At 60.0% G+C, this 16,042-nt stretch carries 14 protein-coding genes; 8 read left to right on the forward strand and 6 right to left on the reverse strand.

All coding sequences use genetic code 11. From position 1 onward, the window contains the following. The first annotated feature begins 14 nt into the window (after window positions 1-14). The 5 genes from bamC (at window position 15) to ypfH (ending at window position 5,699) form a co-directional block, all read left to right on the forward strand. On the forward strand, window positions 15-1,046 hold the full coding sequence (gene bamC / locus MXF20_RS09380) for an outer membrane protein assembly factor BamC (RefSeq protein ID WP_325968996.1): 1,032 nt from the start codon (window positions 15-17) through the stop codon (window positions 1,044-1,046). 144 nt (window positions 1,047-1,190) lie between these two features. Continuing rightward, entirely contained in the window at window positions 1,191-1,904 is a 714-nt protein-coding gene (gene purC, locus MXF20_RS09385) for a phosphoribosylaminoimidazolesuccinocarboxamide synthase (RefSeq protein WP_031279423.1), read from the forward strand. Between the two features lie 186 nt (window positions 1,905-2,090). Then, complete coding sequence (locus MXF20_RS09390; protein ID WP_325968998.1) at window positions 2,091-2,954, forward strand: neutral zinc metallopeptidase; 864 nt, start codon at window positions 2,091-2,093, stop codon at window positions 2,952-2,954. Then, window positions 2,954-4,930 (forward strand): tRNA(Met) cytidine acetyltransferase TmcA, encoded by a 1,977-nt coding sequence (locus tag MXF20_RS09395; protein WP_325969000.1) that lies wholly within the window; start codon window positions 2,954-2,956, stop codon window positions 4,928-4,930. The genes MXF20_RS09390 and MXF20_RS09395 overlap by 1 nt, the downstream gene beginning before the upstream one ends. A 73-nt stretch (window positions 4,931-5,003) precedes the next feature. Beyond that, window positions 5,004-5,699: an esterase gene (gene ypfH / locus MXF20_RS09400; protein ID WP_021508041.1), complete on the forward strand. Its 696-nt coding sequence runs from the start codon at window positions 5,004-5,006 to the stop codon at window positions 5,697-5,699. A gap of 68 nt (window positions 5,700-5,767) precedes the next feature. On the opposite strand, the gene MXF20_RS09405 is transcribed toward ypfH, so the two are convergent. From MXF20_RS09405 to MXF20_RS09415, 3 genes are read right to left on the reverse strand one after another with little or no spacing between them, the layout of a single operon-like run. Continuing rightward, a complete protein-coding gene (locus tag MXF20_RS09405) occupies window positions 5,768-5,956 on the reverse strand; it encodes a YpfN family protein (RefSeq protein ID WP_021508042.1) in 189 nt (62 codons plus the stop codon). Between the two features lie 23 nt (window positions 5,957-5,979). Next, window positions 5,980-7,107 carry a succinyl-diaminopimelate desuccinylase gene (gene dapE / locus MXF20_RS09410; RefSeq protein ID WP_325969001.1) on the reverse strand — a complete coding sequence of 376 codons (1,128 nt, stop codon included), beginning with the start codon at window positions 7,105-7,107 and terminating at the stop codon, window positions 5,980-5,982. Between the two features lies 1 nt (window position 7,108). After that, a complete protein-coding gene (locus MXF20_RS09415) occupies window positions 7,109-7,477 on the reverse strand; it encodes an ArsC family reductase (RefSeq protein WP_238561668.1) in 369 nt (122 codons plus the stop codon). Window positions 7,478-7,871: 394 nt separating this feature from the next. Here MXF20_RS09415 and ypfM point away from each other — a divergent pair, with 394 nt between their 5' ends. Beyond that, window positions 7,872-7,931, forward strand: coding sequence for a protein YpfM (gene ypfM / locus MXF20_RS23425; RefSeq protein WP_104085366.1), 60 nt, complete (start codon window positions 7,872-7,874; stop codon window positions 7,929-7,931). A 108-nt stretch (window positions 7,932-8,039) separates the two neighbouring features. Here ypfM and acrD read toward each other — a convergent pair whose 3' ends face one another. The 3 genes from acrD to narQ form a co-directional block, all read right to left on the reverse strand. Then, a complete protein-coding gene (gene acrD, locus MXF20_RS09420; RefSeq protein WP_325969003.1) occupies window positions 8,040-11,156 on the reverse strand; it encodes a multidrug efflux RND transporter permease AcrD in 3,117 nt (1,038 codons plus the stop codon). A gap of 193 nt (window positions 11,157-11,349) precedes the next feature. Further along, window positions 11,350-11,982: a response regulator gene (locus tag MXF20_RS09425; RefSeq protein ID WP_325969004.1), complete on the reverse strand. Its 633-nt coding sequence runs from the start codon at window positions 11,980-11,982 to the stop codon at window positions 11,350-11,352. Between the two features lie 41 nt (window positions 11,983-12,023). Then, window positions 12,024-13,712, reverse strand: a complete 1,689-nt coding sequence (narQ, locus tag MXF20_RS09430) for a nitrate/nitrite two-component system sensor histidine kinase NarQ (protein WP_325969005.1) — start codon at window positions 13,710-13,712, stop codon at window positions 12,024-12,026. Window positions 13,713-13,951: 239 nt separating this feature from the next. Here narQ and MXF20_RS09435 point away from each other — a divergent pair, with 239 nt between their 5' ends. Both MXF20_RS09435 and ansP read left to right on the forward strand, forming a co-directional pair. Further along, on the forward strand, window positions 13,952-14,224 hold the full coding sequence (locus tag MXF20_RS09435) for a DUF1471 domain-containing protein (protein WP_058770823.1): 273 nt from the start codon (window positions 13,952-13,954) through the stop codon (window positions 14,222-14,224). Between the two features lie 291 nt (window positions 14,225-14,515). After that, on the forward strand, window positions 14,516-16,018 hold the full coding sequence (gene ansP, locus MXF20_RS09440) for an L-asparagine permease (protein WP_325969006.1): 1,503 nt from the start codon (window positions 14,516-14,518) through the stop codon (window positions 16,016-16,018). Window positions 16,019-16,042: the final 24 nt, after the last annotated feature.

The raw sequence follows: 16,042 nt of genomic DNA on the forward strand, positions 1-16,042 counted from the left end.
TTTAGGGAGAATCAATGAGTTATTCAGTTAAGCGCTCGACGCTGGCAACCGTGGTGGGCCTCTCCACCCTGATGCTGCTAACAGCTTGTTCCAGCGATCAGCGTTATAAGCGCCAGGTCAGCGGTGATGAATCTTACCTGCAGGCGCCTGAACTGCATGATTTAAAAGCCCCGGCGGGCATGATTCTGCCGCTGCAGAACGGTGATTACGATGTGCCGCACAGCGTGGCGAAAGGCGCGCTGGGCAAAGAGCTCGACATCCGTCCACCGGCGCAGCCGCTGGCGCTGATGAACGGCACCCGCGCACAGTTCACCGGCAACACCGGCGTGCTGGCAGTGGAGAGCAGCCGTGGCTCCATCTGGTCGCAGGTGGTGAACGTGGTGCAGTCCTACAAATTCCCGATTGCCCAGCGTGATGATGCCGCACAGCAGCTCAGCACCGACTGGGTGCAGTGGAACCGTGCTGATGAAGATAACCAGTATCGCGGCCGTTACCAGATCAGCGTGCAGAACCAGGGCTATCAGCAGGTGTTGACCGTGCGTCTACTGGAACTGCAGCAGCAGGGCCAGACGGTGACCACGCCGGCGCAGGTTCAGCGCTACACCGGTCAGATGCTGAACGACATCAGCACCGGACTGGATAAGATGGATACCGCCAGCCAGGATGCGGCTGCCGGACGTGCCAGCGGACAGATTGACGTCCAGAGCGGCGCGGACGACACCGGTCTGCCACTGCTGGTGCTGCGCTCACCGTTTAACGTCACCTGGCAGCGTCTGCCGGCGGCGCTGAAGCGCATGGGCATGGAAGTCACCGATGACAACCGTTCGCAGGGCAGTCTGAAAGTGACCTACAAGCAGCCGGGCAGCAGCGCGTTTGACGCTATCGGCGCGAAAGATCCGGAGTTGCCAAATGGCGACTACAAGTTGCAGGTCGGCGATCTCGATAACCGCAGCAGCCTGCAGTTCATCGATCCGAAAGGACACGTGCTCACCCAGGCGCAGAATGATGCGCTGGTGGCGGTCCTGCAGGGCGCGCTGAACAAATAAATGCAATAAAGGCCGGAGATTCTCCGGCCTTTTTGTTTTGGTTTTGGCATAATAGCGCCCGGCGAGGTAAACGATTGCGTCAGGCAGTCATCGCGCGGTGAAACACCGCTGAACACGGGTTCTTTCATGTTTGGAGTTAACAAGATGCAAAAGCGAGCTGAGTTGTATCGCGGTAAAGCGAAAACCGTATACAGCACCGACAATCCGGATCTGCTGGTACTTGAATTCCGCAACGATACGTCAGCAGGAGACGGTGCACGAATCGAGCAGTTTGATCGCAAAGGGATGGTGAACAACAAGTTCAACCATTTCATCATGACCAAACTGCAGGAAGCGGGCATTCCGACCCAGATGGAAGCGCTGCTGTCCGATAACGAAGCGCTGGTGAAAAAGCTGGAGATGGTGCCGGTAGAGTGCGTGGTGCGCAACCGGGCGGCCGGATCGCTGGTGAAACGTCTGGGCGTGGAAGAGGGCATGTTGCTCAATCCACCGCTGTTTGATCTCTTCCTGAAAGATGACGCCAAACACGACCCGATGGTCAACGAATCGTACTGCGAAACTTTTGGCTGGGTGAGCAAAGCCAACCTGGCGCGTATGCAGGAGCTGACCTTCAAAGCCAACGAAGTGCTGAGCAAACTGTTTGATGATGCCGGCCTGATTCTGGTGGACTTCAAACTGGAGTTCGGTCTGTTCAAGGGTGAAGTGACGCTGGGCGATGAGTTCTCGCCAGACGGCGCGCGTCTGTGGGACAAAGAGACCATGGACAAGATGGACAAAGACCGTTTCCGTCAGAGCCTCGGCGGCCTGATCGAAGCCTACGAAGAAGTCGCACACCGTCTCGGTGTGAAGCTGGACTAAGTTTCAGTCTGCGCCGCGGTCGGTAACCGCAGAGTTCCCGCTCTGCTTCCGGCATCGCGGCGCAATCCATTTCCGCCCGTCACCTCATCTTCCTCTCAATATCGCGCCCGCTGCATCGGCAACGCTGGTGATTAACCGTGCCGCCAACTAAAATCAGGCAAAAGTCATTGATAACAGGAGCAGGCCATGCGCTGGCAAGGGCGTCGTGAAAGCGACAATGTGGAAGATCGTCGCGGCGAATCGCCGGGTTTTGGTTCTGGCGGACGCCAGATTCGTCTGCCGCGCGGCAAGGGCGGCATTATTCTGCTGATTGTGGTGGCGGTGGCTGGCTATTACGGCTACGACCTCACGGCGCTGCTGGAAGGCGGCGCGCCGGTGTCGCAACAGCAGCAGCGCCAGGTCAATTCGTCACAGGATAACGAGGCGGCCAAATTCACCTCGGTGATCCTCGCCACCACCGAAGATACCTGGGGCAAACTGTTCCAGCAGATGGGCAAACAGTATGCGCCGCCGAAGCTGGTGATGTATCGCGGCGCGACGCGCACCAACTGCGGCACCGGCCAGTCAGCAATGGGGCCGTTCTACTGCCCGGCTGACCAGACGGTGTATATCGATCTCTCTTTCTATGACGACATGAAAACCAAACTCGGTGCCGGAGGGGATTTTGCCCAGGGCTACGTCATCGCCCACGAAGTAGGGCATCACGTACAGAAACTGCTGGGTATCGAACCGAAAGTGCGCCAGATGCAGCAGGGCGCCACGCAGGCGCAGGTTAATCAGCTGTCGGTGAAGATGGAGCTGCAGGCAGACTGCTTTGCTGGCGTCTGGGGCCACTACATGCAGCAGGAAAACATTCTTGAGGTGGGCGATCTGCAGGAAGCGCTGAACGCCGCTGAGGCGATTGGCGACGATCGTCTGCAGCAGCAAAGTCAGGGGCGCGTGGTGCCGGACAGCTTTACTCACGGCACCTCACAGCAGCGCTATACCTGGTTCAAACGCGGTTTCGACAGCGGCAATCCGGGCCAGTGCAACACCTTTGCCAGTAACTGATGTCGCGTGCTGAACTGACGGCGGCGATGCAGCAGGCGGGCATTCGCCGTCTGTGCGTGATTGCCGGTGAAGCCGACTGGACGCAGCGTGAGGCCGGCGGCTGGCAGGTTTCACTGCCCGGTGACTGGCTGACGGTCAGCGACAGCGATGACTTTCCGCAGCGTATCGCGCCCGCAGCGCTGCGTACCCTGCTGGGCAGGGAATTTCAGCATGCCATTTTCGATGCGCGCCGCGGCTTTCACGCTGAAGCATTCGCCGCGCTGGCCGGCACGTTGCGGGCCGGCAGCTGGCTGCTGTTGCTGACGCCAGACTGGCACGCCTGGCCGGCGCAGCCCGACCGTGACAGCCTGCGCTGGGCCGATGTCGACCAGCCCATCGCCACGCCACATTTCATCCACCATCTGCAACAGCATATCCTGCAGAATGCGCAGGTGATGCTGCTGCGTCAGCACCAGCCGCCGCGCCTGCCGGCGCCGCAGCCCTTCGCGCCGTGGCAGTGTCGCGCTCCCGAGCAGCAGGCGCAGATTGTCCGCCAGCTGTGCGCGATGCCGCCCGGTGTCGCGGTGATCATCGCCGCGCGCGGCAGGGGGAAATCGGCACTGGCGGGCATGCTGGCACGCCAGACGCAAAGCGCGCTGGTGACGGCACCGGCTAAAGCCTCGACGGAGGTGCTGGCGCAGTTCGCCGCTGAGCAGTTTAACTTTATGGCCCCGGATGCGATTCTCGCTCAGCCGCAGGAGGCTCAGCCGCTGGCAGAATGGCTGATTGTGGATGAGGCTGCGGCGATCCCCGCGCCGCTGTTACAGCAGCTGGTACAGCGTTTTCCGCGCGTTCTGCTGACCACCACGGTGCAGGGCTACGAAGGTACCGGGCGCGGTTTCATGCTGCGCTTTTGCGCCACGCTGCCGCAGGTGCGCTACTTCCAGCTGGATGAGCCGTTACGCTGGTCGGCGCAGGATCCGCTGGAGCAGTGGCTGAGCGCGGCGCTGCTGTTTGCTGATGCCGAAGCCTGCGCCTCACCGCCACAGACCGCGATTTTTGCCGCCACGCCCGGGCAGCACGGCGACGCCTTACAGGCCGGCTATCGTTTGCTGGCGAGCGCCCACTATCGCACCTCGCCACTTGACCTGCGGCGTATGCTGGATGCGCCCGGCATGCGTTTCTGGCTGGCCGGCCAGCCGCAGCAGGTCACCGGCGCGCTGTGGCTGGTGGAAGAGGGCGGGCTGGATGCCGAACTGGCGCAGGCAGTTTGGGCGGGCTGGCGACGTCCGCGTGGCAATCTGGTGGCGCAGTCATTAGCGGCGCATGCCGGGTTTGCTGAAGCGGCCACCTTACGTTCGCTGCGCATCAGCCGCATCGCCGTGCAGGCCGCACAGCGCCAGCGCGGTATTGGTCGCGCGCTGGTGGCGACGGCACGGCAGCAGGCGCAGGGCGCGGATTATCTCTCAGTGAGCTTTGGTTACACCACAGCGCTGTGGCAGTTCTGGCGCGCCTGCGGCTTTACCCTGGTGCGTATCGGCTCACAGCGCGAAGCCAGCAGCGGTTGCTACGCGGCGATGGCGATCTGTGCGCTGACGCCAGCCGGTGAAGCCCTGCAGCAGCGCGCCGCGCAGCGGCTGGCGCGCGACTGGCCGTGGCTGCAAAAGGTGATCGCGGTCCCGCTGACCCTGTCGTCCGCCGACCATCAATCCCTCAGCGCCGACGACTGGCCGCTGCTGGCCGCGTTTGCCTGGGCGCAGCGGCCGTTTGAAGCCAGCTATCCGGTGCTGCAGCGGCTGGCTGGCGTCGCATCGCCACCGTTGCTGTGTGCCATACTGCGACAAAAACAAACGCTGAGTGAAGCGGCACGGCTGGCGGGCGTGAGCGGACGTAAAGCGCTGATGCTCAGGCTGCGTGCAGAGGCGGCTGACGCACTTATCACGCTGGATGCCGTTGCCGCGCTGCACTGGCAGCAGCGCCTCGACACATTGCAATAAATCCATTATCTCGTTCAAATTTTCCCAATATCACTTTGCCGTCAGCGGCGTATAGTGATTTGAGGAGGACGTTATGGCACTACGATATGTGATTGTTCAGCAACCGGATAACGCCGCGCAGCTGTTTCTGCTGTATCACGGCGTGAACGACAACCCCGATTCGATGGCGCAGATTGGCAGCTGGTTCGCGCAGGCGTTTCCGCAGGCGCAGGTGGTGTCGGTGGGCGCACCTTATCCGGCCAGCGCGCCGCAGGGCCGCCAGTGGTATGCCGAGATACCGGAACACGACCGCTCGCAGCAGCAGGGCGTGGATGCGGTGATGCCGTCGTTTGTTGAGTCGGTGCGGCACTGGCAGCAGCAGAGCGGCGTGCGGCCGGAAGCCACCGCGCTGGTCGGTTTTTCGCAGGGCGGCACCATGGTGCTGGAAGGCGTAAAAGCCCAGCCGGATCTGGCGGGACGCGTGGTGGCCTTCAGCGGGCGCTACGTCACGCTGCCGGAGCAGGCCAGTACACGTAACACTATCCACCTGATTCACGGCGATTATGACGAGCAGGTGCCGATGCAGCATGCGGAAGCGGCGATGCAGCGTTTAACCGCGCTGGGCGGCGATGTGACGCTGGATATCGTTGACGACCTGCCGCACGCGATTGATGAACGCAGCATGCAGCTGGCGTTGAATCACCTGCGCTACACCGTGCCGCGCCGCTATTTCGATGAGGCGCTGAGTGGCGCGAAGCCCGGCGACGACGATGTGGTGATGATGGTGTGAGGCACCGCGAGTGATAAAACAAAGGTCGCCGTAACCGGCGACCTTATCATTGAAACGCTTAGCGGCGATTACTTCTTCTTCGGCCAGTCGTCGTCATCGTCCCATTTATCGTTAAAATCGCGATGCGGCGGCAGATCCGGTTTGTTATCCATATATTTTTTATGATCGATGCGCTTCAGGTCTTTGTAGACGTTCATCAGTACGCCCACCATCAGCAAAATCACAATCACCCACCAGTACTCTTTTAACCATTCCATGAGGTTTCTCCTTCAAGGTGCCATCAGGCGATCAGCTGTTCCATAATGCGCTGATACATCCGGCTCAGCAGCTGCAAATCCGAGGCTTTCACGCACTCATTGATCTTATGAATAGTGGCATTCACCGGGCCAAGCTCCACCACCTGCGCGCCCATGCGGGCAATAAAGCGCCCGTCGGAGGTGCCGCCGGTGGTTAACAGCTGCGGCTTGATCTCATTATAGTGCGCCACGGCGTTGGCGACGGCATCGACCAGCTTGCCGCGTGAAGTCAGGAACGGCTGACCGGACACATTCCACTCCAGCGTATAGCGCAGCTGGTGGCGATCGAGCAGCGCTGCCACGCGATCTTTGATCATCTGATCGGTCAGTTCGGTGCTGAAGCGGAAGTTAAACTGCACGAAAAACTCGCCGGGAATCACATTATTACTGCCGGTACCGGCCTGCACGTTGGCGATCTGCATGCTGGTCGGTGGGAAAAACTCATTGCCCTGATCCCATTCGGTCGCCACCAGCTCGTTGAGCGCCGGCATCGCGCGATGCACCGGGTTATCAGCCAGATGCGGATAAGCCACGTGGCCCTGCACGCCGTGAAGGGTCAGATTGGCGGTCATGGAGCCACGACGGCCATTCTTCACCACATCGCCGACCACTTCGGTGCTCGACGGTTCGCCGACGAGGCAATAATCCATACGTTCATTGCGCGCCATCAGGCGCTCAACCACTTTCACCGTGCCGTTGACGGCGCTGGCTTCTTCATCGGAAGTGATGAGAAACGCCAGCCGGCCTGCGTGGTTGGGATGAGCAGCAACGAAGCGTTCAGCCGCCACCACCATCGCCGCCAGCGAGCCTTTCATGTCCGCTGCGCCACGGCCAAACAGCATGCCGTCGCGAATCGAAGGTTCAAACGGTGGACTGATCCAGCGGTTGGCATCGCCCGGCGGTACCACATCAGTGTGCCCGGCAAAGGCCAGCGTTTCGCCCTGGCCGCGCGTGGCCCAGAAGTTAAGCGTATCGCCAATGTGCATCGGCTCGACGTGGAAACCAATCGCCTCCAGGCGCGCAATTAACATGGCCTGGCAACCGGCGTCATCCGGACTAAGCGAGGGGCGACGAATAAGCTGCTGAGCCAGCTCAATGACCGGACAGAACATGTTATGACTTCTCCTGGATAAAGGCGTGATAAACGGGTTCTTTGAAACCCACCAGCAATGTACCGTCGGGCGCCGCCAGCACCGGACGTTTGATCAGCGCCGGGTGCGCCAGCATCAGCGCTTTGGCGCTGGCCGCATCGCGGATGGCATCGCGTTCCGCTTCCGGCAGCTGACGCCAGGTGGTGCCGCGCGTGTTCAGCAGCACCTCATACCCCAGCTGGTCGATAAAGGATTGCAGCAGCGCCGCATCCAGCCCGTCAGCGCGATAATCATGAAAATGAAAGTCGATGCCGGAAGTGGTCAAATAGTTGCGTGCTTTTTTTATGGTGTCGCAATTCTTAATTCCGTACATCACCCACTGCGCTGTCATCGCGTATTCCCGTCCTGTGTTAAAGAAAGCGCGAGTTTACCATAGCGCGCCGTGGGCTGTGAGGTCAGACGCGCGGCAGCGCTGTTTTTCATCTCTTCGCGATGCCAATAAACGACGCTAATCAGGACCAGTAAACGCTTTCACTTGCCTGCGAAATTGTCGCCTGTGGCACCATTAGCGACCTAAGAATTATCTTAGGCGACCAAAACGGGCCTGACGGGTTAAGTCCGCGCTTTTGTGAGTCGCATTAACAGGTTGCTGAAATGTGCGTCAGTCCGCAGTTTCGGCAAATTCAAGCTTTCTGCGGTGGTTGCCGATAGTGATGAGAGGTGGAAACGTATTCACCTGTAGAAAAAAACGGCGTAAAATCGCCACTACAAGAAGAGAGGGTATTATGGTTGAACACGAACTGGGGAACTGGAAAGAATTTATCGAAGCGATGTTACGTAAGTAATTCGTGAAGAGAAAAGCAGGGCACTTCCCAACTTGCTGTTATTCTTACCGCACACATCAATAAAGCCGCCATTCATCATGGCGGCTTTTTATTTGTCCGAAGTTAGCCTCAGTCGTGCGGCTTTGCCCGCAGCGGGAAGCGACGGCGCACCAGCACGAAGAACAGCGGCACGAAGAAGATTGCCAGCACCGTGGCGGAGATCATGCCGCCCATCACGCCAGTACCGACCGCATGCTGGCTGCCGGAACCGGCACCGCTGCTGATCGCCATCGGCAGCACGCCGAAAATAAAGGCCAGCGACGTCATCAGAATCGGCCGCAGGCGCTGCCGCGATGCCTCCAGCGTCGACTCCAGCAGCTCGCGCCCTTTACTGTTGATCTCATTGGCGAACTCGACGATCAGGATCGCGTTCTTGGCCGACAGGCCAATCACCGTCAGCAGCCCGACCTGGAAATAGACGTCATTCTCCAGTCCGCGCAGCCAGGTTGCCACCAGCGCGCCCACCACGCCCAGCGGCACCACCAACATCACCGAGAACGGAATCGACCAGCTCTCGTACAGCGCCGCGAGGCACAGGAACACCACCAGCAGCGAAATCGCATACAGCGCCGGTGCCTGCGAGCCGGAGAGACGCTCCTGATAGGAGGCACCGGTCCACTGGAAGCCAACGCCGAGCGGCAGCTGCGCCACCAGTTTCTCCATCTCATCCATCGCCGTGCCGCTGCTGACGCCGTTGGCCGCCTCGCCGACAATCTCCAGCGACGAATAGCCGTTATAGCGTTCAAGACGCGGTGAACCGGTCTCCCAGTGGCTGGTGGCGAAGGCGGAGAACGGCACCATGCCGCCGCTGTTATTGCGCACATACCATTTGTTGATGTCGCCCGGCAGCATGCGGAACTCCGGTGCCGCCTGCACGTAGACTTTTTTCACGCGGCCGCGATCGAGGAAATCATTCACATAGGTTGAGCCCCAGGCGGTGGTCAGGGTGTCATTAATGGTGTCCAGTGATACGCCGAGCGCCTGCGCTTTGCGCTGGTCGACATCAATCTGCAGCTGCGGGCTGTCGTCAAGTCCGTTGTGGCGCACGCGCGACAACGCCGGATTATTGTCGGCCAGTGCCAGCAGCCGATCGCGCATCGCCATCAGCTGGGTGTGCCCGATGCCGCCGTGATCCTGCAACTCCATGTCAAAGCCGGAGGAGCTGCCCATGCCGGTGATCGCCGGTGGACTGCTGGCAATCACGCGTGCCTCTTTGATCTTTTTGAAGGCTGCGGTGGCGCGATCGATAATGGCAAACGAGGTACGATCGCGGCCCGGCCGCTGCTCCCAGTCCTTCAGGCGCACAAACAGGCGCGCCACGTTTTGTCCGTTACCGCCCGGACCGGCACCGATGGTGGAGAACACCGACAGCACATTGTCTTTTTCGGCGGTCAGATAGTAATCCTCAACCTTAGCGACGACCTGCGAGGTCTGCTGCAGCGTTGAGCCCGGCGGCAACTGCGCCTGGGTAAGGAATACGCCGCGATCTTCCAGCGGCAGGAAGGAGGTGGGCAGACGGATAAACAGGAACGCCATCACGCCGATAATCGCCAGGTAGAGCAGCAGCCAGCGGCCGCTCTTCAATAGAATGCGCGCCACGCCGCGCTCGTAGCGTTCGGCGCTGGCATTGAAGTGACGGTTAAACCAGCCGAAAAAGCCGCGCCGGCCGTGATGCTCGCCCTGCGCCAGCGGTTTGAGCAGCGTGGAGCACAGCGCGGGCGTCAGAATCATCGCCACCAGCACCGACAGCACCATCGCTGAGACAATGGTGATGGAGAACTGGCGATAGATAGCGCCCACGGTGCCGCCAAAGAACGCCATCGGCACAAACACCGCGGACAGCACCAGCGCGATGCCCACCAGTGCGCCCTGAATCTGCCCCATCGATTTACGTGTGGCGGCGCGCGGCGACAATCCCTCCTCGCTCATGATGCGCTCGACGTTCTCCACCACCACGATGGCATCATCCACCAGCAGCCCGATGGCCAGCACCATCGCGAACATGGTGAGGGTGTTAATACTGAAGCCGCAGGCGTAGAGCACCGCAAAGGTGCCGAGCAGCACCACCGGCACGGCAATGGTGGGGATCAGCGTGGCGCGGAAGTTTTGCAGGAACAGGTACATCACCAGAAACACCAGCAGGATCGCTTCCAGCAGGGTTTTCACCACGTCCTTAATCGACGCTTTAACGAACGGCGTGGTTTCAAACGCGACTTTGGCTTCCAGTCCGTGCGGGAAATATTGCGCCAGTTCGGCGACGCGGGCGCGCACCAGCTTATCGGTATTCATCTCGTTGGCGCCGGAAGCCAGCTTGATGCCGAGACCGGAGGCGGGCTGGCCGTTATAGCGGCTCAGGTAATCATATTTCTCGGCACCCATGGCAACGGTGGCCACATCGCCCAGCGTCACCACCGAACCGTTGGTGTTGGTTTTCAGCGTGATGGCGCGAAACTGCGCCGGCGTCTGCAGCATCGACTGGGCGTTAACCGTGGCGTTCAGCGCCTGTTTGTCCACCGACGGCAAACCGCCGACCTGACCGACCGCCACCTGCGTATTCTGCGATTCAATGGCGCTAACCACATCGTCGGTGGTCAGCGCATAGTTAATCAGCTTGTTGGGATCGAGCCAGATGCGCATGGCATATTGCGAGCCGTAGGCATCAACCTGGCCAACACCGTCGATGCGGCTGAGCGGATCCTGAATGTTACTGGCGACGTAATCGGCAATATCCTGTTTGTCCATGCTGCCGTCGGTGGAGACGAAAGCGATCATCAGAATGTTGCTGTCGCCGGTTTTATTCACCGTCACGCCCTGCGACTGCACCGCGGCGGGCAGCTTGCGCAGCGCGCTCTGCAGCTGGTTTTGCACCTGCTGCCGCGCCTCATCCGGATTGGTGCCGGCGGTGAAAGTGAGGGTGATTTGCGCCTGGCCGGTATTGCTGCTGTTAGAGGACATGTACATCAGGTTATCGATGCCGGTCATGTTCTGTTCGATAACCTGGGTCACGGTGTTTTCCAGCGTCTGCGCGGACGCACCGGGATAGTTGGCGGTAATGCGCACGTTAGGCGGCGCGAGGTCCGGATACTGTTCCACCGGCAGCGAAATGATGGCCAGCGTGCCGCACAGACACAGCAAAATAGCCAGCACCCAGGCAAAAATGGGGCGGTCGATAAAAAAATTCGACATGAAACCGACACTCCTCAGCTGCGTATTTTTACTTGTTATAGGAAAAGGCGTGCAGCACGCTGCGCTTCACGCGGGCGGAGTGCAGGGACGGTGCTGAAACTCCGGCTGCTGCTTACTGTACGCGGGGCAAATTAGGGAATCGTGGATAAATTATGGAGAAAGTGTAAAAGTCCCGGCGGCTTTATGTGCGCAATTACACATTGCGGCTCTCCAGCCACAGCACCGTTGCCGCAACGCGTGAACGCACGTCGAGTTTGCGCAGCAGATTACGAATATGCACTTTCACCGTTTCTTCGGAAATGTGCAGGGTGGCAGCAATCTCTTTGTTGGATAAGCCGCGCGCCACTTCCTGCAACACATCCAGCTCGCGTTCGGTCAGCTGTTTGAACGGACTGACGCTGGGCTGACGCGTCGCCAGATACTCCGCTACTACGTCGCTGAACACATTCTCGCCCTGCGCGCCGCGCATCACCTGGGCCAGCAGCAGTTCAGGTTCGCTGTCTTTCAGCAGATAACCGTCGGCACCGGCATCCACCATAGCGTAAATATCGCTGCGCGCGTCGGAGACCGTCAGCACCAGAATACGCGCTGCCACGCCCTCGTGGCGCAGCGCTTTCAGCGTATCCAGACCGGACATGCCTTTCATATTCAGGTCGAGCAGGATCACGTCCGGCGCCAGGCGGCGCGCTTCGGCCAGCGCTTCGGTGCCGTTATTCGCCTCGGCCACCACTTCCAGACGCGGCTCCAGCGCCAGCAGCTGGCGGATGCCACGACGCATCAGCGGATGATCGTCCACGATCATGATTGACAGGGAAGGGTGAGCCATGGGTTCTCCAGAGTTTCAGTCCAATTGCTAAGTGTAACGCGTTAAGCCAGCCGGTGCGCGGGGCGGGCGGGAAAACGCAGCGTGACGCAGGTGCCCTGCGCCTGCGGGGTAATCAATAAGCTGCCGGAAAGACGCGCCGCGCGCTCGGCCATAATGGTCAGACCGTAGTGGCCCGGCGGCTCTTCCACGCTGCTGATACCACAGCCGTCATCTTCGATGGTCAGCAGGTGCTCATCATCAGCGACACGCTGATAGCGAATCTGAATCTGCTGCGCCTGCGCGTGACGAATCGCGTTGAGCAGCGCCTCACGCGCTATCTGCAGCACGTGCACCTGCTGCTGGGCATCCAGCGTTTGCAGGCCTGGCTGATAGTCAAAGCTGATGGCCGCCTGCGACTGCTCCTGCAGCGGCGCGATCATCGCCTGCATCGCCTGCACTAAATCGGCCTGTTCAATGCTCAGGCGGAAGGTGGTGAGCAGCTCGCGCAGCTGCTGATACGCCTCGGCCAGCGCGCGATCGAAATCGGCGATGATTGCCTGTGCCTGCGGCTGGCTGCTATCGACAGTGCGCCGCAGCAGCGTCAGCTGGATGCGCAGAAAAGAGAGCGACTGCGCCAGCGAATCGTGTAGCTCGCGCGCAATGGTGGCGCGCTCTTCAATCAGCAGCATCTGCTGATATTGCTTCTGTGTCTGCCAGATCCACAGCGCGCGCGCCAGCATGTTGGCCAGACTGTGCATCAGCTCATCGGCCGGCGGCGCGCGCCGGGTTTGCCAGCACAGTTCGCCGAGGCGTTGCTCCTCCTGCTGTAGCGGCAGCCGCTGCCAGCTGAGATCGTCGGCAGGGACGCCGGCCTGGAAGGCGATATCCTCGCTGGCGATTTGCAGCACCTCCAGCGCTTCACGGCGCTGCACCAGCCGCAGCAGGCCCTGAAACAGCTCCGGATTGAGTGGGCTGCCGGTGAGAATCTGCGAGCTTTCATACAGCAGCGACAGCGTGCGGTTGGCCTGGGTTAAATCTTCGGTTTTGTTACGCACCGCGCACTCCAGCAGGCGATAGTGCGAATGCAGCCGTTCCGCCATGGTGGTAAACGCCTGCGCCAGTACGCCCAGCTCGTTGGGCTGATGCACGGAAAGCGGCGGAAAACTGAAGTTGGCCTGTTCGACGTACTGACTGGCGGTCACCAGCGAATCAAGCGGGCGCACCACGTTGCGGCGGATAAAACCAATGCTCCACAGCGCCAGCGCGACAATCGCCAGAAAGCCAAACAGGCTGCTGGCCGCCACCAGATGCATTTTCAGCTCGGCATAATGCTGCACCGCCAGCACGAAGCGGTCGATCTCGCTGACGTAGCCCGCCACGCGCTGCTGATATACCTGCGCCCGCGCTGGCTGCAGCGTCTCCTGCAGTATTGGCCAGCTGTCGCGCAGATAGCGGTAGCGGGTGGTGACTTCAATCGGCACCCACGGACGCTCCAGATGCTGCAGCGCCGGTGACTCCAGCGTCTGCTGATACAGCTGCATATGGTGCGCCAGCTGTTGCGGATCGCGCGTGCTGTCCCACGCCAGCCGGTAAATTTGCATGCGCAGCGAGCCGGCGACATTCACCGCTTCGGCATCGCGTAAACTGCTGGAGAGCGTCATCAGCGCCAGTCCGGTGGTCAACAGCGACAGCAGCACAATCGTGCTCAGCGCCCGGGCAATGGTGCGGGTAACAGGACGTTTCACTATCACAATAATAACCCTTACAAGAGCGGGGGATTATAAGTCAGTCGCCAGCGTGGCGCGAGCCTCAAATTGACACATCTGGTTACTTTTACCAGAGAAACTCACTGCACTTTACCTTTCCCTGGATTAGCCGCGTTTGGCTGGCGAAATATTGAACGCTTTTACTGCCCGCGCAGCCTGGTTTGCACTGGCCCGACGATACTTTGACGCGTAACCCTTTCCCCGCACGACAACAGGAGCACCTCATGAAGACACGTTATGCCGTAATGACTGCTGCACTGCTTGCCAGCGCATCGTTTACCACCTTTGCCGCCTCGCCGTTAAGCGAGGCACAAACCCAGGATCTGCAAAGCAGCGGCACCGTTTCGGTGAGCGGCGTGCGCGGTTCGCTGGATGACGCCACCCGTCAGCTGTCGCAGAAAGCGGAAGAGATGGGCGCCAGCCACTATCGCGTCATTGGCATGCAGAATCCAGGCGATTCCAGCATGTGGAGCGGCAGCGCCGAGATTTACCGTTAATGCCCGTCTTTATTCCCCTCTGGTAGTTTTTTCCTGTAGCCACCGATTACCGGCCACCCTGTTGGCCGGTTTTTTTGTGCGTCGCGACGGATTATTACAAATCAACTCGTGCAGTCAGCCAGTATATTTTGCTTCGTTCATGCAGAACGGGTAGGATTCATCGCCGTAATTTCCCGGCTCGCCGTGCGGCATCGTTCCGCCGCTCAGAGAGCGGGTTTTACCCCATTTCGCACTGCCGGGCGCAATCGATTGGTTACGCGGTGATTGATGGTCAGGACAAACAGGAAAGCTATGAAATCTACTAAAAAAACGCCAGCCGAACAGCGTGCTGCGAGAAGGCGCTGGCTTAACTCTCACGACACGGGTTACCACAAAGCAATGGGTAACCGTCAGGTACAAATGATCGCCATCGGCGGCGCTATCGGGACCGGTCTGTTCCTCGGTGCTGGTGCTCGTCTGCAGATGGCCGGTCCGGCACTGGCACTGGTGTATCTGGTGTGCGGTATCTTCTCTTTCTTTATTCTCCGCGCGTTGGGCGAACTGGTGTTACATCGTCCTTCCAGCGGCAGCTTTGTTTCGTACGCGCGTGAATTCCTCGGGGAAAAAGCGTCCTACGTCGCGGGCTGGATGTATTTCGTTAACTGGGCGATGACCGGTATCGTCGATATCACCGCGGTCGCGCTCTACATGCATTACTGGGGCGCGTTTGGCGATGTGCCGCAGTGGGTGTTTGCGCTGGGCGCGCTGGCGATTGTCGGCACCATGAACATGATCGGCGTCAAATGGTTCGCCGAGATGGAGTTCTGGTTCGCGCTGGTGAAAGTGCTGGCTATCGTGGTGTTCCTGATTGTCGGCGTGGTGTTCCTCGGCAGCGGTAAACCGCTGGACGGCAACACCACCGGCTTCCACCTGATTACCGACAACGGCGGGCTGTTCCCGCACGGTCTGCTGCCGGCGCTGGTGCTGGTGCAGGGCGTGGTGTTTGCCTTTGCCTCGATTGAGCTGGTGGGCACGGCGGCGGGTGAGTGTAAAGACCCGAAAACCATGCTGCCGAAAGCCATCAACAGCGTGATCTGGCGTATTGGCCTGTTCTATGTGGGTTCAGTGGTGCTGCTGGTCCTGCTGCTGCCGTGGAACGCCTATCAGGCCGGTCAAAGCCCGTTTGTGACCTTTTTCTCCAAACTGGGCGTGCCGTATGTCGGCAGCATCATGAACATCGTGGTGCTGAGCGCGGCGCTGTCGAGCCTGAACTCGGGCCTTTACTCCACCGGACGTATTCTGCGTTCGATGTCGATGGGCGGCTCGGCGCCGCAGTTTATGTCGAAGATGAGTAAGCAGCAGGTGCCGTACGCTGGTATCCTGGTGACCATCGGCGTGTACGTGATCGGCGTGGTGCTCAACTACTACGTACCGTCGCAGGTGTTTGAGATCGTCCTGAACGTGGCGTCGCTGGGGATTATCTCCTCGTGGGCGTTCATCGTGGTGTGCCAGATGCGTCTGCGCAAAGCCATTAAAGAGGGCAAAGCGGAAGATGTCAGCTTTAAGCTGCCATGGGCGCCGTTCACCTCGTGGCTGACGCTGCTGTTCCTGGTAAGCGTGCTGGTGCTGATGGCGTTTGATTACCCGAACGGGACTTACACCATCGCCTCCATTCCGCTGATTGCCGTGCTGCTGGTGCTCGGCTGGTTTGGCGTGCGTAAGCGCGTGCAGGCGGAAGCGATGAAAGAGCACGAGCATCATCATGACGATCAGGATGATGCGGCGCCAAAGCTGGCGGAAGATAACGCGCGTTAATCGCAGCGATGTTCACCTGCGGGG

It is taken from the genome of Pantoea dispersa, assembly GCF_035783935.1.
In the GTDB taxonomy this organism is placed as follows: domain Bacteria; phylum Pseudomonadota; class Gammaproteobacteria; order Enterobacterales; family Enterobacteriaceae; genus Pantoea; species Pantoea dispersa_C.

Bases quoted from the DNA above. Each gene is read 5' to 3' on its own strand.
- bamC (WP_325968996.1), top strand. From the start codon at position 15: ATGAGTTATTCAGTTAAGCGCTCGACGCTGGCAACCGTGGTGGGCCTC.
- purC (WP_031279423.1), top strand. From the start codon at position 1,191: ATGCAAAAGCGAGCTGAGTTGTATCGCGGTAAAGCGAAAACCGTATAC.
- MXF20_RS09390 (WP_325968998.1), top strand. From the start codon at position 2,091: ATGCGCTGGCAAGGGCGTCGTGAAAGCGACAATGTGGAAGATCGTCGC.
- MXF20_RS09395 (WP_325969000.1), top strand. From the start codon at position 2,954: ATGTCGCGTGCTGAACTGACGGCGGCGATGCAGCAGGCGGGCATTCGC.
- ypfH (WP_021508041.1), top strand. From the start codon at position 5,004: ATGGCACTACGATATGTGATTGTTCAGCAACCGGATAACGCCGCGCAG.
- MXF20_RS09405 (WP_021508042.1), bottom strand. From the start codon at position 5,956: ATGGAATGGTTAAAAGAGTACTGGTGGGTGATTGTGATTTTGCTGATG.
- dapE (WP_325969001.1), bottom strand. From the start codon at position 7,107: ATGTTCTGTCCGGTCATTGAGCTGGCTCAGCAGCTTATTCGTCGCCCC.
- MXF20_RS09415 (WP_238561668.1), bottom strand. From the start codon at position 7,477: ATGACAGCGCAGTGGGTGATGTACGGAATTAAGAATTGCGACACCATA.
- acrD (WP_325969003.1), bottom strand. From the start codon at position 11,156: ATGTCGAATTTTTTTATCGACCGCCCCATTTTTGCCTGGGTGCTGGCT.
- MXF20_RS09425 (WP_325969004.1), bottom strand. From the start codon at position 11,982: ATGGCTCACCCTTCCCTGTCAATCATGATCGTGGACGATCATCCGCTG.
- MXF20_RS09435 (WP_058770823.1), top strand. From the start codon at position 13,952: ATGAAGACACGTTATGCCGTAATGACTGCTGCACTGCTTGCCAGCGCA.
- ansP (WP_325969006.1), top strand. From the start codon at position 14,516: ATGAAATCTACTAAAAAAACGCCAGCCGAACAGCGTGCTGCGAGAAGG.